The organism is Cellulomonas endometrii (assembly GCF_949769265.1).
Lineage (GTDB): Bacteria > Actinomycetota > Actinomycetes > Actinomycetales > Cellulomonadaceae > Cellulomonas > Cellulomonas endometrii.
This window is the reverse complement of the sequence record NZ_CATKPC010000009.1, coordinates 66,127-90,573: the sequence shown is the minus strand read 5'-3', so window position 1 is coordinate 90,573 and position 24,447 is coordinate 66,127. Positions and strand designations below refer to the sequence as shown.

The following is a 24,447-nucleotide window of genomic DNA, read 5'->3' as shown; positions in this document are numbered from 1 at the left end:
TCAGGAACCGGCCGCACCGACCGATCAGAACCACGAACCCGGCCGGTGCGGCCGGTCCGCATGTAAGGGGAACGACGTGACCAGGATCCGCGTGCTGGTGGTCGACGACTCGGTCGTCGTCCGCCGGCTGGTGACGGACTCGCTCTCGCGCGACCCGGACATCGAGGTGGTGGGGTTCGCCTCCAACGGGCGCATCGCCCTGGCGAAGGTGGACCAGCTGGCCCCCGACCTCGTCACCATGGACATCGAGATGCCGGAGATGAACGGCATCGAGGCGGTGCGCGCGCTGCGCCGCAACCGGCACACCATGCCGATCATCATGTTCTCGACGCTCACCGAGCGCGGGGCGTCGGCCACGCTGGACGCGCTGGTCGCCGGGGCCACCGACTACGTGACGAAGCCGGCGAACGTCGGCAGCGTGCAGGAGTCGCTGGCGCAGGTCGCCGACCAGCTCATCCCGAAGATCAAGGCGCTGGTGCCGCGCCGGGCGGGTGCGCCCGGCGTCACGGGCCCGGCCACCGGGGCGCCCGCCGCCTCCGCCCAGCCGGCGTTCGCCGCGCCGACGCAGCGCGCCCCCATCGCGGGGACCGCCGCGGCGGCCCGGATGCCGGTCGTGACCCGGCAGGCGCCCGCGCCGCACCCGGTCAGCGCCGTGATCATCGGCTCGTCGACCGGCGGGCCCGAGGCGCCGTCCAAGGGGCTCGGGGCGCTGTCCGCGCCGCCGCCGGTGCCGGTGCTCGTCGTGCAGCACATGCCGCCGGTGTTCACCCGCCAGCTCGCGCACCGCCTGGACCGCCTGGGCCCCGCGACCGTGGTCGAGGCCGCCGACGGCGACCTGCTCGAGCCCGGGCACGTCTACATCGCCGCGGGCGACCACCACCTGGAGCTGCGCCGGTCCGCCGGCATGCTGCGCGCCGCGATCACCGACGGCCCGCCCGTGAACTTCTGCCGCCCCGCGGTGGACGTGCTGTTCCGCTCGGCCGTCCGGGAGCTCGGCGGGCAGCTGCTCGCGCTCGTGCTCACGGGCATGGGCGCCGACGGCCGCACCGGCTGCGAGGACGTCGTGGCCGCCGGCGGCACCGTCATCGTCCAGGACGAGCCCACCAGCGTCGTCTGGGGCATGCCGGGCGCCGTCGCGACCGCCGGGTTCGCCCACCGCGTCCTGCCCCTCGGGGAAGTCGCCCCCGCTCTCGAGTCCGTCCTCGCCCGCGCGGGCGGACGCCCCGCAGCACCGATCGGAGGTCGGCCATGAGCCTGACCCAGGACACCTTCGCGTTCGTCGCCGACGTCGTCCGGCGCCGCAGCGCGATCCAGCTCGAGGCCGGCAAGGAGTACCTCGTCGAGAGCCGGCTGCTGCCCATCGCGCGCGACGCGGGCCACGCCGGCGTCGACGCGTACATCCGCGAGGTGCGCTCGGCGCGCCGGGAGACCGACCTCGCCGTGATCGTCGAGGCGCTCACCACCAACGAGACCTCGTGGTTCCGGGACAACACCCCGTTCAGCGCCGTGCGCACGCACATCGTCCCCGCCCTGCGCGCGGACCGGCCCGTGCTCGACACCGTGCGGGTCTGGTCGGCGGCGTGCTCGACCGGGCAGGAGCCGTACTCGCTCGCGATGACCCTCGCGGACGTGCTCGGCCCCGGCGCCCGGTTCGACATCACCGCCACCGACCTGTCCGACCAGGTGCTGGCCAAGGCGAAGTCGGGCCGCTACTCGCAGCTCGAGGTCAACCGCGGCCTGCCCGCCCCGATGCTGGTGCGCTACTTCCAGCGCGCCGGCGCGGACTGGCAGATCGCCGACGAGCTGCGCCGCGCGATCACGTTCCTCAAGCACAACCTGCTGGACGTCCCGCCCGCCGGCCCGTTCGACATCGTGTTCCTGCGCAACGTGCTCATCTACTTCGACCTCGAGACCAAGCGCTCGATCCTGTCCCGGGTGCACCGCGTGCTGAAGCCCGGCGGGTTCCTGGTGCTCGGTGCCGCGGAGACGACCATCGGCGTCGACCAGGACTGGGAGCGGATGCCCGTCGAGCGGGGGTCCGTCTACCGGCCCGTGCGCGCCGGCGGCGTCCCGCAGCCCCGCCTCGCACCCCCGGCGTTCGGCACGGCCCCCGCCGCGGCGCCGGCCCCCACGACCCGTCCGGCGTTCACCCGGCCGGCCACCACCACCCTGCCCACGGCGCGCCCGCGCCCGACCGGTGCGGTCGGCACGACCGGCACCGCATTCGAACAAGGAGTGACGCGATGAGAGCCCTGGTCATCGACGACTCGCGGACGATGCGGCGCATCGTCGCGGGCGCACTGGAGGAGCTGGGCTTCACCACGCTCCAGGCCGGCGACGGTCAGCAGGCCCTCGACGTCCTGGACCAGGAGGGCGAGGTCGACCTGGCCTGCATCGACTGGAACATGCCGGTGATGGACGGGCTGACGTTCGTCACCAAGGTCCGCGCGAACCCGCTGTGGCGGAACATCACGCTGATGATGGTCACCACCGAGAGCGAGCACGGCCAGATCGTGCGCGCCCTGGCGGCCGGCGCCCACGAGTACCTGATCAAGCCGTTCACCCCCGATGCCATCCGCGACAAGCTCGACCTGCTCGGGCTCGTCCCCGCCGAGGAGACCGTATGACCGCCGTCGTCGAGCAGGACCAGGTGTACGCGATCGCCGAGGAGGTGTTCGCGGCCATGATCGACGGGGAGGTCGGCTACCTGCGTCCCTGGGAGGGCGAGCTGCCCGCCGTCGTCGAGCCGCTGGTCGCCTGGGTGGACGTCCACGGCGAGCTCGCCGGCCGGGCCGCCGTCACCACCGACCTGGCCACCGCGCACGAGCTCACCCGCGCGCTGCTGCGCATGGGCGCGGACGAGCCCGTCGGCCCCGAGGACCTCGACGACGCCTTCGGCGAGGTCGCGAACGTGGTCGGCGGCAACATCAAGGCGCTGCTGCCGTCCCAGGGCACCCTGGGCCTGCCCCGGGTCGCCACCGAGCTCCCGGACGTCGCCGGCGGCTCCCTCTCGCACGAGCTGCGGCTCGACTGGCGCGGCCACGCGATCCTCGTCGTGGTCTGGCTGTTCCAGTGAGCTGCGTGGGCTCGCTGCATCCTCTGTACCCCCTGCACCCCGCGGCCCCCGCCGCGACCGCTGACACCGAAGGGAAGTGACGAGCATGATCAACGTGCTCATCGCCGACGACAGCCGTGTGATGCGGCAGATCGTGATCCGCACGCTGCGCCAGGCCGGCTACGACTGGGACGTCCGCGAGGCGGCCGACGGCGCCGAGGCGCTCGAGGCCGTCCGCGCCCAGGAGCCCGACGTCGTGCTGTCGGACTGGAACATGCCGAACCTCACGGGCATCGACCTGCTGCGCGCCCTGCGTGCCGAGGGGTTCGGCACCCCGTTCGGCTTCGTGACCTCGGAGGGCTCCGACGAGATGCGCACGATGGCCGACGAGGCCGGGGCGCTGTTCCTCATCGCGAAGCCGTTCACCGCGGACACGTTCCGCGAGGCCATCGAGCCGGTGCTCGCATGAGCGACGCCACGCCCCTGCCCTCCGCCAAGGAGGTCCGCGAGCACTGGGAGGGCCTGATCGGCCGCGACGTGGAGGTCGCCACGGGCGGCCCCATGGTCGACCCGGTGCTCAACGGCGGCGCGCTCGTCGGCGTGTACGTCGACCGGCTGATGAAGCTGTCGGCCATCGTGCTGTTCGACCTGCCCCTCGCGGCGCACCTCGGCGCGTCCATCGCCCTCGTCCCCGCCGCCACCTCGCGGGCCGCGGCGGAGGAGGAGCAGCTGCCGCCGGCGCTCGCCGAGAACGCGGGGGAGATCCTCAACGTCACCGCCGCGCTGTTCAACGTCGGCGACGCCCCGCACCTCAAGCTGGACCAGTGGTACGCCCCCCGGGAGCCGCTGCCCGCCGACGTGGCGCAGTGGGTCCTGGCGTACGTCCGCCGCCTCGACCTGGAGGTCGAGGTGTCCGGCTACGGCAAGGGCACCGCGTCGGTCCTGGTCATCTGACGCGAGGCGCTCTGCGACCGGCCCGGTACCCCCGCGGGGGTGCCGGGCCGGGCGCGTTTCGGGGGGGTAAACGTTCGCGGACGGGCGCGACCCGTCCCGCACGCTTCTGCCACACTTCCCCCCATGTCCACCACCTCCACGGGGGCGTCCGCGCAGGCGCCCGCCGCACCGAAGAGCGCGCTCGACCGGTTCTTCAAGATCTCCGAGCGCGGGTCGACCGTCGGGACCGAGATCCGGGGCGGCCTCGTCACCTTCTTCACGATGAGCTACATCATCGTGCTCAACCCGCTGATCATCGGCACCGTGCAGGACGGCACGGGCAGCTTCCTCGGGGGCGGCTCCGAGCCGAACATCCCGATGATCGCGGCGACCACGGCGCTGGTCGCCGGCGTCATGTCGATCCTCATGGGCGTGGTGGCCAACTTCCCCCTGGCGCTCGCGGCGGGCCTCGGGCTGAACGCCGTCGTGACGTACTCGATCGCCTCGCTGCCCGACATGACGTGGGCCGACGCGATGGGCATCGTCGTGCTCGAGGGCCTCATCATCCTGGTGCTCGTGCTCACCGGCTTCCGCGAGGCCGTGTTCCGCGCCGTGCCCATGGAGCTGAAGACCGCGATCAGCGTCGGCATCGGCCTGTTCATCGCGTTCATCGGCCTGTTCGACGCCGGCTTCGTGCGCATCCCGTTCAGCCAGGCCACCCCCGTGGAGCTCGGCATCGGCGGGTCGCTCGGCAGCTGGCCGCTGCTCGTCTTCGTGGTCGGCCTGTTCCTCGCGATCATCCTCATGGCCCGCAAGGTGCACGGCGCCATCCTCATCGCGATCATCGCGTCGACGGTGCTGGCCGTCGTGGTCGAGGCCGTCGCCGGGATCGGCGCCCGGTCCGCCGACAACGCCGGCGGCTGGTCGCTGGCCGTGCCCGCGCTGCCCGACTCCATCGTCGCCGCCCCCGACTTCTCCCTGCTCGGGCAGTTCTCGCTGTTCGGGTCGATCGAGAAGATCGGCATCGTCGCGGTCGTGCTGCTGGTGTTCTCGGTGATGATCGCCGACTTCTTCGACACGATGGGGACGATGGTCGCCGTCGGCGGCGAGGCCGGCCTGCTGGACGAGAAGGGCAACCCGCCGCGCACCCGCCAGATCCTGGTCGTCGACTCCCTGGCCGCCGCCGCCGGTGGTGCGGCCTCGGTCTCCTCCAACACCAGCTACGTCGAGTCGGCCGCGGGCGTCGGCGACGGCGCGCGCACCGGCCTGGCGTCCGTCACCACGGGTGTGGCGTTCCTGCTCGCGACGTTCCTCGCCCCGCTGGTCGGCATGGTGCCGTTCGAGGCCGCCACCCCGGCGCTGGTCGTCGTCGGCTTCCTCATGGTCATGCAGGTCTCGGGCATCGACTGGAAGAACTTCGAGGTGGCCGTCCCCGCGTTCCTCACCATCGTGCTCATGCCGTTCTCGTACTCGATCACGGTCGGCATCGGCGCGGGCGTCATCTCGTTCATCGTCATCAAGCTGGCGATGGGCAAGCTGCGCCAGGTGCACCCGCTGATGTGGGTCGCCGGCGCGCTGTTCGTCGTGTACTTCCTCATCGGCCCGATCAAGGACCTGCTGGGCGTCTGACGCGCCGGTAGGTTCGACCCGACCACCACCGGCGGGAGGACCCATGCGCGTCTCGGTCATCGGCTGCGGCTACCTCGGCGCGGTGCACGCGGCGAGCATGGCGGAGCTCGGGCACACCGTCGTGGGCGTCGACGTCGACAAGGCGAAGGTCGAGAAGCTCGCCGCCGGGACGGCCCCGTTCTACGAACCGGGGCTGCCCGAGCTGCTCACCTCGGTGCGGGACGCGGGACGGCTGACCTTCACGACCGACCCCGCGGAGGCCGCCGGCGCGCGCGTGCACTTCCTGTGCGTCGGCACCCCGCAGCGGCACGGCGAGCTCCGGGCGGACCTGACCTACGTCGAGGACGCGTTCGCCGCGCTGCTGCCGCACGTCCGTCCCGGCGACCTGGTGGTGGGGAAGTCGACCGTCCCGGTGGGCACCGCGGAGTCGCTGGCCGAGCGGCTGGCGCCCACCGGCGCGACGCTCGTGTGGAACCCGGAGTTCCTGCGCGAGGGCTTCGCCGTGCACGACACGCTGCACCCCGACCGGCTCGTCTACGGCCTGCCGACGGGCCCGGGCGGCGTGCCCACCGAGGCCGGCGCGGCCGCGCGGGCGGTGCTCGACGAGGTCTACGCGGCCGCGCTCGCCGACGGCACGCCGCTGGTCGTCACCGACTACGCCACGGCGCAGCTCGTCAAGGTCGCCGCCAACTCGTTCCTCGCGACCAAGATCTCGTTCATCAACGCGATGGCCGAGCTGTGCGAGGCGACCGGCGCGGACGTCACCGGCCTCGCGGACGCCATCGGCTACGACGACCGGATCGGGCGCCGCTTCCTCAACGCCGGCCTCGGGTTCGGCGGCGGCTGCCTGCCCAAGGACATCCGCGCGTTCATGGCCCGCGCCGGGGAGCTCGGCGTCGACGAGGCCCTCACCTTCCTGCGGGAGGTCGACGCCATCAACATGCGGCGGCGCGTCCGGATGGTCGACCTGGCGCGCGAGGTGTGCCACGGGTCGATCGTCGGGCGGAACGTCGCGGTGCTCGGTGCCGCGTTCAAGCCCGACTCCGACGACGTGCGGGACTCGCCGGCCCTGTCGGTCGCCGGCCAGATGCAGCTCCAGGGCGCCCAGGTGCGGGTGACCGACCCCCGGGCCGTCGACAACGCCCGCGCGGCGTGGCCGGGCCTCGTGTTCACGGCGACCGTCGAGGAGGCCGTCGAGGGCGCGGACGTCGTGCTCCTGGCGACCGAGTGGGCCGAGTACCGCGACCTGGACCCGCACGCCCTGGCGGGCCTGGTCCGGGAGCGCCGCATCCTCGACGGCCGCAACGTCCTGGACCCCCCGCGCTGGCGCGCCGCGGGCTGGACGTACCGCGCCCTGGGCCGCCCCTGACGGGGCCTCCCGCCCGCCCCCCGCCCGCCCCCACCCGCCCCCCCACCCACCCACCCGCCGACCAGCGCCGAGACTGCAGAACCTGGGGGGTTCACGGCCCTCGAACCACCCGCCTACTGCAGGCTCGACGGCGTGGCGGCGCGGGAGAGCGCGGCGCGGACCCACGCGACAGCGCGTGCGGGGTGGTGCAGGACGTCGTCGGCCGTGCAGGAGACCACCCGCCAGCCCAGCGCCTCCAGCGCCTGGCGGCGGGCGACGTCACGGCGCCACACCGCCCTGCTGGTCCGGTGCACGTCCCCGTCGTACTCGACCGCCACGCGCTCCTGCACGTAGCTCAGGTCGGGCATCGCGACGACCGAGCCGTCCGGCCCGCGCACCGGGACGTTCACGTCCGGGCACCGGAGCCCCGCGTCGACCAGCAGCCACCGCAGCCGCGACTCCATCGGCGAGTCGGTGCGGGCGCGCACGTGCACGGCCGCCGAGCGCAGGCGCCGCACCCCTCGCGTCCCCGCGGGGAGACCGGCGACGGTGGCCTGGAGGCGATCGAGGCGCGACAGCGCCTCCCGGCGTCGCAGGAGCGCGTCCCCCAGGACGACGAGCTCCGGCACGTCGAGCTCGCCCCCGAGCTGGACCCACGCGAGCTCGGGGGCGAGGACCCGGACTCCGCCGGGCAGAGCCCAGGACCGCACGTCGGCCGTGGACCGGGAGTGGGCCCGGACCCCGCGTCGCCGCGGCCACGACGCGGCCGGACCGACCTGGACGTGCAGGGGGCCGGCGGGGTCCAGGTGCCAGGGAAGGTCGACGTCGAGCAGCCCGAGGGCCGTGACGTGGCAGAACACGGCATCCGGCGGCAGGACCGGCAGGAGCTCGCGACACCGTCCGAGCAGGTCGTCGGGGGCGGGCGCCCCGGTGCGCACCCCGCGCGTCGGGGCGCGCAGCGACGTCCGCCGCAGCTGGTCGACCGTGAGCCCGGCACGCCGGCCCTCCGCGACGGTGAACGCCGCCCCCGACAGGGCAGCCGGCAGCGCCGCGCGAGGGTGAGTCACGGCCGCACGGTCCCGCACCCGGGCACCCGAACGCCGCCCGGCGGGGGCGTCCCTGTGGACCACGCAGCCGCACCTGACCCTGTGGACGCCTCGACGGTCCCGCGCCGAGGTTGCAGCAGCGGGGTGGTTCGAACCCTGACGACCCGCCGGTCTGCTGCAGTCTCGGCGCCGGACGTCCGCGGGGAGGCGGTGGGTAGGCCGTGGGGAGGCGGGGGAGAGGGCTCCGGGCGTGTCGTTAGCGTAGGTAATGAGTTAAGGTAAGGACATGTCTCTCGTCGCCGATGCCCGGCCCCTCGCGCTCGCCGGGGAGCTGCGCGTCGCGCTGGCGAAGTCGACCCGGCGGATCCGGTCCCGGCGCGGGGCCGCCGACCTGCCGGACCCCCAGTTCAACGTGCTCGCGATCCTGCTGCGCGAGGGTCCCCTCACCCCCGGGGCGCTCGCGGAGGCCGAGCACGTGCAGCCGCCGTCGATGACCCGCACCGTGAACACCCTGGTCGGGCTCGGGTTCGTCGCGAAGTCGGAGCACCCGACGGACGGGCGGCAGGTCGTCGTGAGCCTCACGGGCGCGGGGGAGGCCGAGGTCCGCGAGACCCGCCGACGCCGCGACGCCTGGCTCGCCGACCAGCTCCGCACGCTCACCCCCGAGGAACGCCGGACCCTCGCGCAGGCCGCCGTGCTGCTGCGCCGGATCGCGGCAGGATGAGGCCGCCCGCATGAGCTCCACCTTCGCCTCGCTGACGTACCCGAACTACCGGCTGTGGTTCGGCGGTGCGCTCGTCGCCAACATCGGCACCTGGATGCAGCGCGTCGCGCAGGACTGGCTGGTGCTGACCGTCCTGTCCGACGACTCCGGCCTGGCGGTCGGCATCACGACGGCGCTGCAGTTCCTCCCGACGCTGCTGCTGTCCGCGTGGGCGGGCGTGCTCGCCGACCGGGTGAACCGCCGCAAGCTGCTGATGCTCACGCAGGGCGGGATGGGGCTGCTGGCGTTCGGGCTCGGGGTGCTGGTGCTGTCCGGGAACGCGGAGCTCTGGCACGTGTACCTGTTCGCGCTGGGGCTGGGCGCCGTCGCGGCGCTCGACCAGCCGGTGCGGCAGACGTTCGTCGCGGAGCTCGTGCCCGCGGGCCGGCTGTCCAACGCGGTGGGCCTGAACAGCACGTCGTTCAACGCCGCGCGGCTGATCGGCCCCGGGCTCGCGGGCCTGCTGATCGCCGCGGTCGGCACCGGCTGGGTGTTCGTCATCAACGGGGTGTCGTTCGCGGCGACGATCCTGGCGCTGCTGCTCATGCGGACCTCGGAGCTCCGCCCGATGCCGGTCGCACCCCGCGCGAAGGGGCAGATCCGCGAGGGCGTCCGGTACGTCCGGGGCCGCAGCGACATCCTCGTCATCATGGTCGTGATCTGCGTGGTGTCGACCTTCGGGCTGAACTTCCAGATGACGAGCGCGCTGATGGCCCGGGCCGAGTTCGGCAAGGGCGCGGGGGAGTACGGGATCCTCGGGTCGGTGCTGGCGATCGGGTCGCTCGCGGGCGCGCTGCTGGCCGCCCGGCGGGAGCGGCCCCGGGTGCGGCTGGTGATCGGTGCGGCGTTCGCGTTCGGGGTCGCGACGGGCGTGCAGGCGCTGATGCCGACGTACACGTCCTACGCGATCGCGTGCATCCCGGTGGGGCTCGCGTCGCTGACGATGATGACCGCCGCGAACACCACCATCCAGATGTCGACCGACCCCGCGGTCCGTGGGCGCGTCATGTCGCTGTACATGATCGTCATGCTCGGGGCGACGCCGGTCGGGTCGCCGATCGTCGGCTGGATCGGCGAGACGTTCGGGGCGCGCTGGTCCATCGGCATCGGGTCGATCACCGCGCTGCTGGTGTCCACGCTCGCGGCGCTGTGGGCCAGGAAGCACTGGAACGTCCAGGTCCGGTACCGCGTCCGCACCCGCCCGCACCTCGAGGTGCTGCACCCCGACGTGCCGAACCCCCGCCGGAGCGGCGTGGACCAGGTCGCGGCGCGCGAGGCGGCCGACGCGGCGCTCTGACTGCCGGACGCTCTCGCCGCCGGGACGCTCGGGCCCCGCCGGCGCCGGGTGAACTTCGCCCCCCGACCCGTGTCCGAATTGTCCGATATGTGACGATCGAACGATGGCGATCCGACGGCGGCTCCTCATCGCGGTGGCGGTGCTGCTCGGCGGTGTGCTCCTGGCCGGCGGGTGGCTGACGTTCCGCGTGGTCCAGGCCGCCGGCGCCGCCCGGGACCTCCAGGCCGCGGCCGACGGCGCCCGGCCGGAGGCGGAGGCGCTCGACGTGGCGGCCCTCCGCGCGCGCCTGCCGGCCCTGCAGGACGCTGCCGCCCGCGCGTCGGCCGCCGCCGACGACCCGGTGTGGCGGTTCGCGCAGCACCTGCCGTTCGTGGGGGACGACCTCGCGGCGGTGTCGGCGGTCGCGACGGCGGCCGAGGACCTCACCCACGACGCGGCCCCGGACCTCCTGGACGCGCTGGGTGCGCTCACCGCACCGGCTGCGGCCGCGGACCCCGGGCGCACGGTCCCCGACGGCTGGGTCGACGTCGCGCCGCTGGCCGCCGCCGCCCCCGCCGCGGCCCGGGCCGCCGAGGTCGTCGACGACCTGGCCGCCGACCTGGCGCCGATCGACCCCGACGGGCTCGCCGCCCCGCTCGCCGACCCGGTGCGCGACCTGCGCGACGCCCTCGACGCCTCCGCGGGCGGCCGCGCCACCCTGGCGGACCTCGCCGCCGTCCTGCCGGAGATGCTCGGCGCCGACGGCCCGCGCACGTACCTGCTGCTGTCGCTCAACCCCGCCGAGCTGCGCGCGCAGGGCGGCATCGTCGGGGCGGTCGCCGTGCTGCAGGCCCGGGACGGGGCCGTGGGCCTGGTCGGGCAGCGCAGCACCGCCGACCTGCCGGAGCTGCCGGCGAGCGCGCTGCCGCTGACCGACGAGGAGCTCGCGCTGTTCGGCGACCGGCTCGGGCGCTGGGTGCAGGACACGGTGCAGACGCCGGACTACCCGCGCGCGGCCGAGCTCGCGTCCGCGTTCTGGGTCGCCTCGACGGGGCAGCCGGTCGACGGGGTGCTCGCCACCGACCCGACCGTCGTCGCCGACCTGCTCGCCGCGACCGGGCGGACGGTGCAGGCCGACGGCGAGGAGCTCGGCGGCGACGACCTGCTGCAGGCGCTGCTGCGCGACGCCTACCTGGCCTACGGGGACCCGCGCGCGGGCGACCTGTTCTACGCGCAGGTCGCCACGTCGGTGTTCGCGGTGCTGCGGGACGCCGCGGCCGACCCGGCGACGGCGCGCGCCGCGGTGACGGTCGCGACGGACGCGGTGGCCGCCCGCCGGGTCGCCCTGTGGTCCGCGCGGCCCGCCGAGCAGGCCCGGCTCGCGGCGTCCTCGGTCGGCGGGGCGTTCCTGAGCGGCGACGCCCCCACGGCCACCGGGGGCGTGGGGCAGGCGGTGGGCGTGTTCCTCGACGACGGCACCGCCGGCAAGCTCGACTACGACCTGACGGCGGGGGTGACCGTCACGATGACCGGGTGCGGGACGCCCCGGGCGGCGGCGCGGGTGGACGTCGCGCTCGAGTACCACCCGCCGGGCGACGTCGCGGGGCTCCCGGCGCAGGTGGTCGGCGACGGCGGTTCCGGGCTGCCCGCCGGGTGGCTCGCGACGAACGTGTCCTTCTACTCGGCGCGGGACGGTCGGCTGGGAGAGGTCCGGCGCGGCGACGCGGTCGTCGGCGGGCAGACCGCGAGCACCGCGCGGCGGGACGTCGCGGTGCTGACGTCGCGCCTCGCCCCCGCGACCGCCGAGGTGTACTCGGTGACCGTGCTCGCCCCCGACGGCGCGCTGACCGTGTGGACGACCCCGACCCTGACGGGCCCGGGCGTGGTCACGGGGGAGTGCCCGCCCGCACCCTGAGGCGCCGCCACTCGCCGCGCCGCCGCCCCCCGCCCGCCTCAGACCGCGCACCGCGCTGCCGCGCCCGGAGCCCGGGAGCGCCCGTCCGGCACACCCGTCCGGGTGACCCTGCACGCCGCTCTCGCCCCTCCCGGCGCCCGCCGGCACCCCGTCGTGGCTGGTCACCGCGTCGGCCGCGCTCCAGGGCCGGAGTTCCGCGTGATCACGCGGAACTTTCACCCGCTCTCCCGATCAGCGCCCTCCCCGGACCCGTGCCTACGATGTACGAAATGTCCGATTTGTACGAATTGGCGGGACGTCCGACAACGGCGTTGGGCAGACAGGAGCAGGACATGGGACGCGTTCGACGCACACTCGTGGCGGTGCTGGCGGCGGCCTTCCTCGTCGGCGGGGCGGGCTCCGCCCTGGCCGCACCGCCGGCCCCCGCAGGACCCGCCGCCTCCGCGGCCCCGGTCGCGGCGGTCATCGACCCGGACACCGGCTGCGAGACGCCCGCGGACGGCTACGCACCCCCGGGTCGGTGCGAGCTGGTCATCGCCCGCGCGGCCGGCATCTGCCTCGAGGCCGCCCCGGTGCTCGACTACGCAGTCGAGGCGTACGGGACCACGGACGACACCCTGACCATCACCTGGGTGAACCCGGACGGCGAGGACATCGTCCAGTCCGGCCTGCCGCTGAGCGGGCGGGTGTACTGGCCCGGGACCGTGGTCGTGAACGGGGCCGTCGTCGACTGGCCGGGGTGGATGCTGACGCCCGAGGGCAGCTGGACGCAGCACGACGCCTACGACTTCACGCGGCCGGACGTCCAGGTCGTCCTGTCGGTGAACCCGGAGGCCTCGACGGTGGTGTCGTACCCGCCCGAGACGTCGGTCTGCGCGAACCCGCCGGGGTCGTCCCAGGTGCTCGCGGCCTCCGACACGACCACGACGACGACGTCCGACGTGCTCGCCGCGCCGGACTCCGCGGTGCTCGCGGCGACGGGGTCCGACACCTGGCCGATGCTCACCGCGGCGGGGCTGCTGGTCCTGCTGGGCGCGGCTCTCGTGACCACCTCGGTGCGCCGGCACCACGGCGGCCACTGACCGGACCCGGGCGGCGCACCGGGCGACGCAGCACGGACGCACCCGCCGGGAACCCCCGGCGGGTGCGTCCGTGCGGATCAGCCCAGCCGGTCCACCACGTGGTCCACGCAGGCGGTGAGCGCCAGCACGTCGGCGGGCTCCACCGACGGGAACATCGCGACGCGCAGCTGGTTCCGCCCGAGCTTGCGGTACGGCTCGACGTCGACGATCCCGTGCGCGCGCAGGATCGCCGCGACGGTCGGCGCCTCGATCTCGGGCGCGAGGTCGATCGTGCCGACGACGGGGGAGCGCTGCGCGGGGTCCGCGACGAACGGCGTCGCCCAGTCGCGGGCCTCCGCCCAGCCGTACAGGTGGGCGGCGGAGGTGGCGGTCCGCTCGGCGCACCACGCGAGGCCGCCGTTCGCGAGCATCCAGTCGACCTGCTCCGCGAGCAGCACGAGCGTCGCGATGGCCGGGGTGTTCAGCGTCTGGTCGGCGCGCGAGTTCTGCACGGCGGTCGTCAGCGACAGGAACTCCGGCACCCACCGCCCGGAGCCCTCGACGCGGGCGGCCCGCTCGACGGCGGCGGGGGACAGCAGCGCGAGCCACAGGCCACCGTCGGACGAGAACGACTTCTGGGGGGCGAAGTAGTACGCGTCGGTCTGCGACACGTCCACCGCGAGGCCGCCCGCTCCCGACGTCGCGTCGACGAGCACGAGCGCGCCCTGGTCGGCGGAGCCGGGCACGCGCCGCACGGGGGCGATCGCGCCGGTGGAGGTCTCGTTGTGCGGCCACGCGTACACGTCGACGCCCTCGGCCCGCGCGGGCACGGCGGACGTGCCGGGGCGCACCTCGGTGACGACCGGCTCGTCGAGGAACGGAGCGCGCGCCGCGGCGGCGGCGAACTTCGACCCGAACTCGCCGAACACGGCGTGCGCGGACCGGCGCTCGACCAGGCACAGCGTCGCGAGGTCCCAGAACGCCGTGGACCCGCCGTTGCCGAGCGCGACCTCGTACCCGTCGGGCAGGTCGAACAGCTCGGCCAGGCCGGCGCGCACCCGCCCGACCAGCGAGCGGACGGGCTTCTGGCGGTGCGAGGTGCCGAGCAGCGCCCGCCCGGCCTCCGCCAGCGCGCGGACCTGCGCGTCCCGCACCTTCGCCGGGCCGGACCCGAACCTGCCGTCCGACGGCAGCAGGTGGTCCGGGATCGTCACGGGCGTGGTCGCGGTCACGCGCCGCACCCTACGCGCCCGCCTCCGGGCGTCGCCGGAGCCGACTAGCCTGTGGACGGACGTCCGCGCACGACAGGAGGGCACCGGCGTGAGTGACCTGATCGACACGACCGAGATGTATCTGAAGACGATCTACGAGCTCACCGAGGAGGGCATCACCCCGCTGCGAGCCCGGATCGCCGAGCGGCTGGGCCACAGCGGGCCGACGGTGTCGCAGACCGTCGCCCGGATGGAGCGCGACGGGCTGCTGGTCGTGTCGGGGGACCGCCACCTGGAGCTGACCGAGGCCGGCTTCGGCAAGGCGATGCGGGTCATGCGCAAGCACCGGCTGGCCGAGCGGCTGCTGGTCGACGTCGTGGGCCTCGACTGGGAGTACGTGCACGAGGAGGCGTGCCGCTGGGAGCACGTCATGAGCGAGCGGGTGGAGCGCCGCCTCGCCGCGCTGCTCGACCACCCGCACTTCGACCCGTACGGCAACCCGATCCCCGGGCTGGACGAGATCGGTGAGGAGCGCACCCAGGTGACGTTCCTCGACGGCGTCGAGTCCTCGGTGGCGGTCGCCACCCGCTCGAGCGGCCCGACCAAGGCCGTCGTCGCCCGCATCGGGGAGCCGATCCAGATCGACGTCGAGCTGCTGGCGCGCATGGCCCAGGCCGGCGTGCAGCCCGGCAACGAGATCGTCGTGGAGAAGAACGGCGGCACCGTGACCGTCGGCGCCCCCGGTGCCGAGACGGTGCTGGACCTCCCGCAGGAGGTCGCCCGGCACGTGTTCCTGCGCACCTCCTGACGCCGCGCCCCCCGAGGGCCCCGCGCTGTGGCGAAGGCCACGTGCGGGGCCCTCGCGCGTCGGTGACCTGCGGCGGGCCTCACCCGTGCTTGTGAGCGTTCTCGCGCGCAGGGAAACGAGTCGTGACCGGAACGTGACAATCGGCTCCGGGGTCCGGTACGTTCGGTTTCGCTCGACGGAACCCTCCTCCGTCAGAGCCCTTGGACGGTACGCCGAGCCCTGCCGCCGCCCGAGGTTCCGAACGGACTTCGCCGGCAGGGGCGGGGGAACCACATGTGGGCACCGGAGACGGTGTCCTTGGGGTGAAGCCGCGCGACGTGACCGGATCCGTCCGGGAGCGGAGCGCGGCCGGGGATCTCCAACCCGAACCCGACAGCTCACCTCGTAGGCGCCAGGAGAGGCTGTACGTGACCGCTAGTGCTGTGCGCGCTCGACACCGTTCCGCGCGTCGCCCCGTCACCCCCTTGACCGATCTCGCCACCGTCGCGACGGGCTCCATCGCCCTCGCCGGTCGCCGCACCGCCGTCGTCGCGGCGTCCTCGGGCCTCATGGTCTCGATGGTCGCCGTCCCGGCGACCGCCGCGTCCTCGTCCGGCGACCAGGCGTCGCTGCCGTCCGTGGACACCGCCGCCCTGACGGCGTCGGCCCGCGCGGTGCTCGAGACCGCCCCCGTCGTGACGGCCCCGGCCGACGCCGCGTGGACGTTCGAGGCGCCCGCCGCGACCGCGGTCGTCCCCGAGCCGGAGCCCGAGCCCGAGCCGGAGCCGGTGCGGGCCACCTCCCGCAGCGCCCAGCGCGCCACGGCGGAGACCGCCACGACGGCCGTCGCCGCCGAGGCCACCGCCTCGGTGCCGCAGTCGGTCGCCGGCAACGCCGTCCTCGAGGTCGCCGCCCGCTACGTGGGCGTCCCGTACGTCTCCGGCGGCACGACGCCCGAGGGCTTCGACTGCTCCGGCTTCGTCTCCTACGTGTACGCCCAGCTCGGCATCTCCCTGCCGCGCACCTCCTCGGCGATCAAGGCGGCCGGCACGGTCGTCTCCGCCGCGGACGCGCAGCCGGGCGACCTGATCTGGAGCCCCGGGCACATCTCGATCTACGCCGGCGGCGACCAGCAGATCGACTCCCCGCGCCCGGGCAAGACGATCCAGTTCCGCAGCATCTGGCAGAGCTCCCCGGTGTTCATCCGCATCGGCTGACGCACCGCGCCGCAGCACTCCTCGACCCGACCCCCACGGCCCACCGGCCGTGGGGGTCGCGTCGTCCCCGGGGCCGGGCGGCAAAGCCCACGCGGGATCCCGCCGGGTGCGCGTACCCTGCTCTTGCTTGCCTCCCCCAGCGGGCCCGGACAGCCAGACGGGTCCCCGACCTGGTCTAGGAGTACGCCGTGCTGCTGCCCGCGCCACCCAGGACGCTGCTCCTGAACGCCAGCCTCGAGCCGTTGTGCGTGGTGACCATGCCCCGCGCCGTCACCCTCGTCATGTCCGGCAAGGCCACCGTGCTGGAGACCGACGGCCGCGTGCTGCACTCCGAGCACGCCGCGCTGCCGCTGCCGGTGGTCCTGAGCCTGACCCGGTACGTGCACGTCCCGATGCGACGGCCCCTGCCGCCGACGCGCCGCACCGTGCTGCAGCGCGACGACCACCGGTGCGCGTACTGCGGCTCGCACGCCGACACGGTGGACCACGTGCACCCGCGCTCGCGCGGCGGGCGGCACGAGTGGGCGAACGTCGTCGCCGCCTGCCGCCGGTGCAACCACCGCAAGGCGGACCGCCTGCTGCACGAGATCGGCTGGGAGCTGCGGTACACCCCGACGCCGCCGCGCGGCGCGGTCGCGTTCCTGCACGGCGCCGCCGTCGACGAGCCGGCGTGGTCGGCGTACCTGGCCGCGTGACGGGCCGGCGCCGGCGGGTGCTGGCCGTGGCGGTGGTCGTCGCGATCGTCGCCGGGTTCCTGGTCGTACTGGCGCAGCGGGGTGCCGGCGGCGTCCGGAGCATCGCCGTCGACTCGCGGCCGGGCGTGCCGGCGGGAGCGGAGCTGACGCCCGACGGCTCGGGCGGGGTCGTGCGGGAGGACGGGCTCGTCGACGTGTGGGTCGGCGGCAGCTCGTCGTGCCCGTGGGTGCCCGTCGCCGTCGAGCTGGACGGGTCCACGCTCCGGGTCACGGTCGACGACGTGACCCCGCCCGGCGGCGCCTGCACGGCCGACATGGCGTTCACCACCTACACCGTCCGCCCGCCACGCGGCGTCGCCCCGGACCGCACCGTCGTCGAGGTCGTGGCCGCCGACCGCGCCTGAGGTCGTCAAGGATCTGCCAAGTGTTCTCCACGCCACCCCCCGGGGAGCGTGCGCAGACGGCATGATCGGGGGCACACTGGGGTGTGCACCGAAGGAGGACGCAGCGATGAGGCGAGACGCAGAGATCCTGGTCGGGGTGGACGGGTCGGCGGCGAGCATGCACGCCCTCGACTGGGCCGCGGGGGAGGCCCGCACCCGCCGGCGCCCCCTGCACGTGGTGTGCTCGTACACGCTCCCGTCGTTCACGGCGGCGTCGCTCGACGGCGGGTACGCCGCGCTCGACGACACCGCCATCCAGCAGGGCGCCCGCGCGGTGCTGGCCGAGGCACGCCAGCGCGTCGGGGACATCGGCGTCGAGGTCGTCACGACGGTCGCCACCGGCGACGCCGCGGCCGTGCTGGTCGAGATGTCGCGCGACGCGTCGCTCGCGGTCGTCGGCACGCGCGGCAAGGGTGGGTTCGCCGACCGGCTGCTGGGCACGGTGTCGTCGACGCTGCCCGCCCACGCCTACTGCCCCACGGTCGTGGTCCCGCTGCGCGACCAGCGGCGCGGCGGCGTGGTCCCCACGGACGAGTCCGAGCCCGTCGTCCGGCCGGTGCGCCGGATGATCGTCGGCGTCGACGGGTCCCCGCAGGCCGACCTCGCGCTCCGGTACGCGATCGAGGAGGCGAAGGCCTGGGACGCCGAGCTCACAGCGGTGGCCGGCGTGCCCGTCGGGAGCGGGTCGGGCGTCATGGCGTGGCTGCCCGCCAGCATCGACCAGACGCAGGTGCTGGCCGACGTGACCGAGGGGCTCAACGTGGTCGTGGACCGCGCGCTCGCCGACCACCCCGGGTTCACCGTCCGCCGGCACGTGCTGGACGGCACCGGCGCGGAGCTGCTGACCGAGTTCTCGACGGCGACCGACCTCATCGTGGTCGGCTCCCGGGGTCGCGGCGGGTTCACGGGCCTGCTGCTCGGGTCGACCAGCCAGGCGGTGCTGCACCACGCGGCGTGCCCGGTGATGGTCGTGACGAACCGGTGCCAGGAGCGGCCGGAGCCCGCCGGTGCCGGCGGGTCCGCGCACGGGGAGAGCGCCGGGCGCTGACCGCCGGCGCTGACCGGCGGGTGCTGGCAGGCGGGGGCCGGCGCCGCGCCGTCAGGCGGGTGCCGGCCCGGGCCCTCAGGCGGGCGGCGGCGGGACGTCCGGGCGGCGGACCAGCGCGGACAGCACGATCGTCGAGCGGGTGCGCGCGACGAACGGCTCCGCCGCCAGCCGCTCGACCACCTGCTCGAGGTGCCGCATGTCCCGCGCGCGCACCTGCACCACCAGGTCGACGTCGCCCGTCACGGTGCTCGCGGCGACCACCTCCGGGTAGCGCTCGACCGCGCCGCGCATGGTCGCGGGGCTCGTCGATCCGTGGCAGAACAGCTCGATGAACGCCTCGGTCTCCCAGCCCAGCGCCGCCGGGTCGAGCAGCACCGTGAACCCGCGCACCACGCCGCGCTCGCGCAGCCGGTCCACGCGGCGCTTGACCGCGGGGGCGGACAGGGCGACGACGGCGCCGATATCCGCGTAGGATGCCCGGGCGTCGACGGCGAGCTCGCGGAGGATCGCCTCGTCGATGGGGTCCAGGTCGCGGGTGCTGGTCGGTGTCACGGGGTCGATCTTCCCGCACACCTGCGCTCGCGGGGCCCCCGGGGCACGGCTCACCGCCTGCCCGTGCCGGATGAACCCGGCGTCGACGCTTCACCCGGACGGCCCCACGGCCGATGAAGGGGTGACACCCGGACGGACTCGAGAGGAACGCGGATGCCTGCACCGCAGGGACCCACGCACGCCGGTACGGACACGCTCGTCGCCCCGGGGGCGGCGCAGCCACCCCACCCGGGCGAGACCGCACCACGGACGTTCCCCACGCAGCGGGAGCACCCCGCGTCGCCGGACGGCGACGCCCCCGCCGCTGGCACGCCCGCCGCGGTGGCCGCACCGAGCCCGGCCCGCACGGCGCCGGCCCGCACGGAGCCGGCCCGCACCGAGCCCGTCCGCACCGAGCCCGGCCGCACCGAGCCGGCCCGCCGCCGCGCGGTCGCCCGCGCCGTCGCCGTCGTGCTCCTGTGCCTGGCGGTCGTCGGGGCGGTCGCCGCCGGCGTCGTCGTGCAGCTGCGGGCCGACGAGCGCGCCGCCGCGTGGGCCCACGCCCAGAGCCGCGCCGCCGCCGCGTCCGCCGCCCAGCGCGCGGACGACGCGGTGGCCGCCACCGCTCGGGGCACCGCCGTGGCCGCCGGCTACGACGCCGCGACGGCCGACGCCGTCGCCCGGGCCGGCGAGGTGGTCACCGCCGCGCGCGCGGCCGCCGACGCCTCCCCGCACGCCGGAGAGGCCCCCCTGGCCGCGCTCCGGTCCGCCGCGGACGCCACCGCGGCCGCCGCCTCGACGGTGGGCGCCGGGACGAACGTGGCGGCCCTCCGCGCGTCCGCGGCCGCCGTCGCCGCGCCGCAGCAGGCCGCCGTCGCCGCGGAGGCAGCATGGCAGGCCGCCGAGGCCGCGCGCGTGGAGGCCGAGCGGGTCGCCGCGGAGCGCGCCGCCGCCGAGGCCGCCCAGCGCGCCGCCGCCCGCAGCACCGGCTCCCGGGCGGCCCGCGCCGCCGCCCCCGCCTCGTCGGGCGGGTCCGTCGCGGCGGCGCCCGCCGCCGGTGGCTGGGCCGCCGGGGTGCAGTCGTACGGGATCAGCGGGCTGGGCGCCGCGCTGAACGCCGCCCGGGTCGACAACGGGCTGCCGGCGCTCGCCGTCACCGGGTCGTCCTCGCTCGCGGACCACGCGGCGGCGATGGCGGCCGCGGGGAGCATCTGGCACTCCGGGAACGACCACATCGTCGGCTGGGTGCAGCCGGCGAGCGACAGCCAGATGATCGCCGCCTACATGAACTCCCCGGGCCACCGGGCGTGGATCCTCAAGGACGGCAAGACGACCGTGTCGATCGGCGCCGTGACGATCAACGGCCGCCTCTACACGGCGATGCGCTTCTCCTGACCCGCGCGGATGCGGGGCCTCAGCGCAGCGCCTGCGTCAGCCGGTCGAGCGCGAGGTCCAGGTCGTCGGCGTCGATCATCAGCGGCGGCGCGAGGCGGATCGTCGAGCCGTGCGTGTCCTTCGCGAGCACGCCCAGGCGCAGCAGTCGCTCGCACAGCTCCCGCCCGGTCATCCGGTCGGGGTCGACGTCGAGCCCGGCCCAGAGGCCGACGCCGCGGGTGCCGACCAGCAGGCCGGTGTCCACCAGCGTGGCGAGCCGCTCGTGCAGGTGCGCGCCGAGCGTCCGGGCGCGCTCCTGGTACGTGCCGGGCCGCAGCAGGTCCACCACGGCGATCCCGACGGCGCACGCGAGCGGGTTCCCGCCGAACGTGGAGCCGTGGGTGCCGGCGGTCAGCACGCCGAGCACGTCGGGCCGGCCGACGACCGCGGACACCGGCAGCACCCCGCCGCCGAGCGCCTTGCCGAGCGTCACGAGGTCCGCCCGGACGTCCCACAGCTCCAGCGCGAACGTCGTGCCGGTCCGGCCGAGGCCCGACTGGATCTCGTCGGCGATCAGCAGCACGTCCGCCGCCGTGCAGATCTCCCGCACCGCGGGCCAGTAGCCGGCGGCCGGGACGACCACGCCCTGCTCGCCCTGGATCGGCTCCAGCAGCACCGCGACGGTCGTCTCGTCGACCGCCGCGCGCAGCGCCTCGGCGTCGCCGAACGGCACGATGCGGAAGCCGGGGGTGTGCGGGCCGAAGCCGTCCCGCGCCTCGGGGTCGGTGGAGAACGACACGATGGTCGTCGTCCGGCCGTGGAAGTTCCCGGCGGCCACCACGACGGTGGCCCGGTCGGGCGCGACGCCCCGGACGTCGTAGCCCCACTTGCGGGCCGCCTTGATCGCCGTCTCGACCGCCTCGGCGCCGGTGTTCATCGGCAGCACCATCGGCGCCGTCCCGTCCTGCGCGCCGGCGACGACCGGCCGCGCGAGGTCCGACAGCGCGGCCGCGAACGGGTGCAGCAGGTCGTGGTCGAACGCCCGGGACGAGAGCGTCAGCCGGTCGAGCTGCGCGTGCGCCGCCGCGAGCAGCGCCGGGTGCCGGTGCCCGAAGTTCAGCGCCGAGTACCCGGCCAGCATGTCGAGGTACGTGCGGTCGTCGGCGTCGCGCACCCACGCGCCCTCGCCGGTCGTGAGGGTGACCGGCAGCGGGTGGTAGTTGGGGGCGAGCGGGCCGGCGCCCTCGGCCGTGCGTGCGGGGAGCGTGGCGGTCATCGGGACACCTCGGCGGGGCGGGCGCCCGCTGTCCTGGGGCGCGTGGCGGGCGTGCTCAGGCGGTGGGGCGGATCTCCAGCGTGCAGCACTTGGCACCGCCGCCGCCCTTGAGCAGCTCGCTGGTGTCGACGGGGTGGGGGCGGAAGCCGCGCTCGGTGAGCTGGGCGGCGAGGTCGACGGCGCCCGGCGCGACGACGACGTTGAGGCCGTCGCTGACGGCGTTGAGGCCCAGGCAGGCAGCGTCGGCCTCGGAGGCGATCACGGCGTCGGGGTAGCGGCGCTCCAGCTCGGCGCGCGAGGCGTCGGAGAACGCCGGCGGGAAGTACGCGACCTGCTCGCGCCCGGGCGTGGAGTCGAGCACCGCCAGCGCGGTGTCGAGGTGGTAGTAGTGCGGGTCGACGAGCTCGAGGCTGACGACCTCGCGGCCGGTGACGCGCGCGATCTCGTCGTGCGCGGCACGGTCCGTGCGGAACCCCGTGCCGGCGAGCAGCACGTCCCCGACGCCGAGGATGTCGCCCTCGCCCTCGTTGACCTGCTCCGCGGTGTGCGTGACGTAGCCGTGGTCGGCGAACCACTTCTCGTACGCCGGGCCCTCGGGCTGGCGCTCCGGGTAGCGGAACCTCGCGGAGTACACGAGACCGTCGACGACGGTCGCGCCGTTGGCCGCGTAGACCATGTCCGGCAGGCCCGGGATCGGGTCGATCGTCTCGACGGTGTGGCCGAGCCGCTCGAAGGTCTCGCGCAGGGTCTTCCACTGCTGCACGGCCAGGCCGGCGTCGGTGTACCGGGTCGAGTCCATCCACGGGTTGATCTCGTAGGAGACGGTGTAGTGGGTGGGCTCGCACATGAGGTAGTGCCGCGCGGTGGCCTGGGGCGTGCGGGTCATGGTGCTCCTCGCGGGGGTCGTGGTCCGGGGACGTCGGCCGCCTCGTCGGGGCACGTCCCGTCAGCCTACGAGGCCCGGGGCGCGAGCATCATGGCGCGACGTTGCGCGGGGACCAGCAGTTCGTTGCGCGGATCGCGGCTCAGGCGGCAGATCGTTGCGCGGCGGCGCGGCGGGCGTCGCGGATCGCGCGCCGCAGGACCAGCCCGATCATCAGGTCCAGCAGCACCGCCGCGGGCCAGCGCGTCGCGGCGGGCGGGAGCCCGCGCAAGTGCACCGTCTCCGACCACGTCACCCGTGCCGAGGACGGCCCCGCGGCCGCGACCTCGATGCGCGCGGTGCCGAGCAGGACCGGCCCCCGCTTCACGAACACGGCCACGCCCGGCACGGCACCCAGCGGCGCCTCGAACCGCTCCACGCGCATGCGGTCCACGAGCCCCGGCGCCCCCCGCCGGGCGAACGGCCCGCTCACCGCCACGACGTCGTCGCCGACCCGCGGCGCGTCGCCCGCGGCCCGCCGCACCGGCCCGCGGCCCGGCGCGGGCGGCGGACCCAGGTCGACCCGGGTGAGCGGCACCCAGCGCGAGTGGTGCCGGGCGTCGGCGACGAGCGCCCACGCGGCGGCCGCGTCCAGCGGGACCACCCGGGTCACGCGCGCCCAGGGCGTCCGGTGCCGGTCCTGCGTGATCACGCTGCGCCCCTGTCCGTCACGCCGGGCGGGTGGGGCGGGTGCCCACGTCGACCCCGCGGGCGTGTCGTCCCCATCCTCTCCCCGACGGCGCCGGCCGAGCGGCCGCGGCGGCAGGTCGTTGGGTGCAGGCACCCAGACCCCACGTGGTCCGAGACGGATCTCACCCGCGCGCCCCGGCCCGCCGCCGGCGGTAGCCTCGCGCCCATGCAGACGAGGACGCTGGGCAGGACGGGACGGGACGTCGGGGTCGTGGGGCTGGGCTGCTGGCAGCTCGGCGCGGACTGGGGCGAGGTGGCCGAGGACGACGCGCTCGGCGTGCTCGCCGCCGCGGCCGACGCGGGCGTGACGTTCTTCGACACCGCCGACGTGTACGGCGACGGGCGCAGCGAGCGGCTGATCGGCCGGTTCCTCGCCGAGCGGCCGGCCGACGCCGCCCGGATCACCGTCGCCACCAAGATGGGCCGCCGCGCGGACCCGCACGTCGCGGACGCGTACACCCTCGACGCGTTCCGGGGCTGGACGGACCGGTCCCGGGAGAACCTCGGCGTCGACACCCTCGACCTCGTGCAGCTGCACTGCCCGCCGAGCGAGGTGCTCGACCGCGACGCGACCTACGACGCGCTCGACACCCTCGTCTCCGAGGGCCGGGTCGCCGCCTACGGCGTGTCCGTCGAGACGGTCGACGAGGCGCTCGCGGCCATCGCCCGTCCGGGGGTCGCCACGATCCAGATCATCCTCAACGCCTTCCGCCGCAAGCCGCTCGAGCGGGTGCTGCCGGCGGCGGCCGAGGCGGGCGTCGGGATCATCGCCCGCGTCCCGCTGGCCAGCGGCCTGCTGTCCGGCAAGTACGACGAGCACACGGAGTTCGCGGCCACCGACCACCGCGCGTTCAACCGGCACGGCGAGGCCTTCGACGTCGGCGAGACGTTCTCCGGCGTGCCGTTCGAGGTCGGCGTCGCGGCGGCCCGCGAGGTCGCGGCGCTCACGCCGCAGGGCGCCACCACGGCGCAGCTCGCCCTGCGGTGGATCGTCGACCAGCCCGGCGTCTCGACCGTCATCCCCGGCGCGCGCAACCCCGAGCAGGCCCGCGCCAACGCCGGTGCGGCCGCGCTCCCGGCGCTCGACGAGGCGACGGCGGAGGAGCTCCGCCGCATCTACGACGACCGCATCCGCCCGCACGTCCACGACCGCTGGTGACCCGCTAGCCCGGCTTCGTCCCCGGGCCCGCCGCGCCCGCCCCGTCCCGCGCCGCTCCGCGCAGTCGC

The 24,447-nt window shown here is 75.4% G+C and carries 25 protein-coding genes and 1 riboswitch; of the genes, 19 read left to right on the top strand and 6 right to left on the bottom strand.

Annotation, left to right across the window (positions count from 1 at the left end):
• Positions 1-76 precede the first annotated feature (76 nt).
• The 8 genes from cheB (at position 77) to QNH85_RS11425 (ending at position 6,986) form a co-directional block, all read left to right on the top strand.
• Positions 77-1,252, top strand: coding sequence for a chemotaxis-specific protein-glutamate methyltransferase CheB (gene cheB / locus QNH85_RS11460; protein ID WP_282946618.1), 1,176 nt, complete (start codon positions 77-79; stop codon positions 1,250-1,252).
• The gene (locus tag QNH85_RS11455) at positions 1,249-2,247 is read left to right on the top strand and encodes a CheR family methyltransferase (protein ID WP_282946616.1); all 999 of its coding nucleotides are present in this window, start codon (positions 1,249-1,251) and stop codon (positions 2,245-2,247) included. Before cheB ends, QNH85_RS11455 begins: the two co-directional genes overlap by 4 nt.
• A complete protein-coding gene (locus tag QNH85_RS11450; protein WP_213283308.1) occupies positions 2,244-2,627 on the top strand; it encodes a response regulator in 384 nt (127 codons plus the stop codon). Before QNH85_RS11455 ends, QNH85_RS11450 begins: the two co-directional genes overlap by 4 nt.
• On the top strand, positions 2,624-3,076 hold the full coding sequence (locus QNH85_RS11445) for a chemotaxis protein CheX (RefSeq protein WP_282946614.1): 453 nt from the start codon (positions 2,624-2,626) through the stop codon (positions 3,074-3,076). The genes QNH85_RS11450 and QNH85_RS11445 overlap by 4 nt, the downstream gene beginning before the upstream one ends.
• Before the next feature lie 85 nt (positions 3,077-3,161).
• The gene (locus tag QNH85_RS11440; protein WP_213283306.1) at positions 3,162-3,524 is read left to right on the top strand and encodes a response regulator; all 363 of its coding nucleotides are present in this window, start codon (positions 3,162-3,164) and stop codon (positions 3,522-3,524) included.
• A complete protein-coding gene (locus tag QNH85_RS11435; RefSeq protein WP_213283305.1) occupies positions 3,521-4,009 on the top strand; it encodes a hypothetical protein in 489 nt (162 codons plus the stop codon). The genes QNH85_RS11440 and QNH85_RS11435 overlap by 4 nt, the downstream gene beginning before the upstream one ends.
• Before the next feature lie 123 nt (positions 4,010-4,132).
• Complete coding sequence (locus tag QNH85_RS11430; RefSeq protein ID WP_282946613.1) at positions 4,133-5,617, top strand: NCS2 family permease; 1,485 nt, start codon at positions 4,133-4,135, stop codon at positions 5,615-5,617.
• A 43-nt stretch (positions 5,618-5,660) separates the two neighbouring features.
• The gene (locus tag QNH85_RS11425) at positions 5,661-6,986 is read left to right on the top strand and encodes a UDP-glucose dehydrogenase family protein (protein WP_282946611.1); all 1,326 of its coding nucleotides are present in this window, start codon (positions 5,661-5,663) and stop codon (positions 6,984-6,986) included.
• 113 nt (positions 6,987-7,099) lie between these two features.
• Here the strand turns inward: QNH85_RS11425 and QNH85_RS11420 are convergent, their stop codons facing one another.
• Complete coding sequence (locus QNH85_RS11420) at positions 7,100-8,032, bottom strand: endonuclease domain-containing protein (RefSeq protein ID WP_282946609.1); 933 nt, start codon at positions 8,030-8,032, stop codon at positions 7,100-7,102.
• A 265-nt stretch (positions 8,033-8,297) separates the two neighbouring features.
• On the opposite strand from QNH85_RS11420, the gene QNH85_RS11415 reads away from it, so the two are divergent.
• From QNH85_RS11415 to QNH85_RS11400, 4 genes are all read left to right on the top strand, one after another.
• The gene (locus QNH85_RS11415) at positions 8,298-8,735 is read left to right on the top strand and encodes a MarR family winged helix-turn-helix transcriptional regulator (protein WP_213282744.1); all 438 of its coding nucleotides are present in this window, start codon (positions 8,298-8,300) and stop codon (positions 8,733-8,735) included.
• 10 nt (positions 8,736-8,745) lie between these two features.
• Positions 8,746-10,071 carry an MFS transporter gene (locus tag QNH85_RS11410; RefSeq protein ID WP_282946606.1) on the top strand — a complete coding sequence of 442 codons (1,326 nt, stop codon included), beginning with the start codon at positions 8,746-8,748 and terminating at the stop codon, positions 10,069-10,071.
• A 103-nt stretch (positions 10,072-10,174) separates the two neighbouring features.
• Positions 10,175-11,965 (top strand): DUF4012 domain-containing protein, encoded by a 1,791-nt coding sequence (locus tag QNH85_RS11405; RefSeq protein ID WP_282946604.1) that lies wholly within the window; start codon positions 10,175-10,177, stop codon positions 11,963-11,965.
• Positions 11,966-12,297: 332 nt separating this feature from the next.
• On the top strand, positions 12,298-13,047 hold the full coding sequence (locus QNH85_RS11400; RefSeq protein ID WP_282946602.1) for an LPXTG cell wall anchor domain-containing protein: 750 nt from the start codon (positions 12,298-12,300) through the stop codon (positions 13,045-13,047).
• A 77-nt stretch (positions 13,048-13,124) separates the two neighbouring features.
• On the opposite strand, the gene serC is transcribed toward QNH85_RS11400, so the two are convergent.
• Positions 13,125-14,267 (bottom strand): phosphoserine transaminase, encoded by a 1,143-nt coding sequence (serC, locus tag QNH85_RS11395; RefSeq protein ID WP_428830396.1) that lies wholly within the window; start codon positions 14,265-14,267, stop codon positions 13,125-13,127.
• A gap of 79 nt (positions 14,268-14,346) precedes the next feature.
• Here serC and QNH85_RS11390 point away from each other — a divergent pair, with 79 nt between their 5' ends.
• The 5 genes from QNH85_RS11390 to QNH85_RS11370 all read left to right on the top strand — a co-directional run bounded on the left by QNH85_RS11390 (position 14,347) and on the right by QNH85_RS11370 (position 18,427).
• Positions 14,347-15,045 carry an iron-dependent transcriptional repressor DtxR gene (locus QNH85_RS11390; protein ID WP_282946598.1) on the top strand — a complete coding sequence of 233 codons (699 nt, stop codon included), beginning with the start codon at positions 14,347-14,349 and terminating at the stop codon, positions 15,043-15,045.
• A 239-nt stretch (positions 15,046-15,284) separates the two neighbouring features.
• Positions 15,285-15,450, top strand: a riboswitch (cyclic di-AMP (ydaO/yuaA leader).
• Positions 15,451-15,452: 2 nt separating this feature from the next.
• On the top strand, positions 15,453-16,241 hold the full coding sequence (locus tag QNH85_RS11385) for a C40 family peptidase (RefSeq protein WP_282946597.1): 789 nt from the start codon (positions 15,453-15,455) through the stop codon (positions 16,239-16,241).
• A gap of 257 nt (positions 16,242-16,498) precedes the next feature.
• On the top strand, positions 16,499-16,936 hold the full coding sequence (locus tag QNH85_RS11380) for an HNH endonuclease (RefSeq protein WP_213284182.1): 438 nt from the start codon (positions 16,499-16,501) through the stop codon (positions 16,934-16,936).
• Complete coding sequence (locus tag QNH85_RS11375; protein WP_282946594.1) at positions 16,912-17,340, top strand: hypothetical protein; 429 nt, start codon at positions 16,912-16,914, stop codon at positions 17,338-17,340. Before QNH85_RS11380 ends, QNH85_RS11375 begins: the two co-directional genes overlap by 25 nt.
• 106 nt (positions 17,341-17,446) lie before the next feature.
• Positions 17,447-18,427, top strand: a complete 981-nt coding sequence (locus QNH85_RS11370; protein WP_282946592.1) for a universal stress protein — start codon at positions 17,447-17,449, stop codon at positions 18,425-18,427.
• A gap of 75 nt (positions 18,428-18,502) precedes the next feature.
• On the opposite strand, the gene QNH85_RS11365 is transcribed toward QNH85_RS11370, so the two are convergent.
• Positions 18,503-18,979 carry an Lrp/AsnC family transcriptional regulator gene (locus QNH85_RS11365; RefSeq protein ID WP_249669509.1) on the bottom strand — a complete coding sequence of 159 codons (477 nt, stop codon included), beginning with the start codon at positions 18,977-18,979 and terminating at the stop codon, positions 18,503-18,505.
• Positions 18,980-19,132: 153 nt separating this feature from the next.
• Here QNH85_RS11365 and QNH85_RS11360 point away from each other — a divergent pair, with 153 nt between their 5' ends.
• Entirely contained in the window at positions 19,133-20,353 is a 1,221-nt protein-coding gene (locus QNH85_RS11360; protein ID WP_282946588.1) for a spore germination YkwD domain-containing protein, read from the top strand.
• A gap of 19 nt (positions 20,354-20,372) precedes the next feature.
• Here QNH85_RS11360 and rocD read toward each other — a convergent pair whose 3' ends face one another.
• From rocD to QNH85_RS11345, 3 genes are all read right to left on the bottom strand, one after another.
• A complete protein-coding gene (gene rocD / locus QNH85_RS11355) occupies positions 20,373-21,608 on the bottom strand; it encodes an ornithine--oxo-acid transaminase (RefSeq protein ID WP_282946586.1) in 1,236 nt (411 codons plus the stop codon).
• Positions 21,609-21,663: 55 nt separating this feature from the next.
• Entirely contained in the window at positions 21,664-22,494 is an 831-nt protein-coding gene (gene ddaH / locus QNH85_RS11350; RefSeq protein ID WP_282946584.1) for a dimethylargininase, read from the bottom strand.
• Between the two features lie 139 nt (positions 22,495-22,633).
• Positions 22,634-23,182 carry a hypothetical protein gene (locus QNH85_RS11345; protein ID WP_282946583.1) on the bottom strand — a complete coding sequence of 183 codons (549 nt, stop codon included), beginning with the start codon at positions 23,180-23,182 and terminating at the stop codon, positions 22,634-22,636.
• 204 nt (positions 23,183-23,386) lie between these two features.
• Between QNH85_RS11345 and QNH85_RS11340 the strand changes: the two genes are divergently transcribed.
• Positions 23,387-24,379 carry an aldo/keto reductase gene (locus QNH85_RS11340; protein WP_282946582.1) on the top strand — a complete coding sequence of 331 codons (993 nt, stop codon included), beginning with the start codon at positions 23,387-23,389 and terminating at the stop codon, positions 24,377-24,379.
• Positions 24,380-24,447 lie beyond the last annotated feature (68 nt).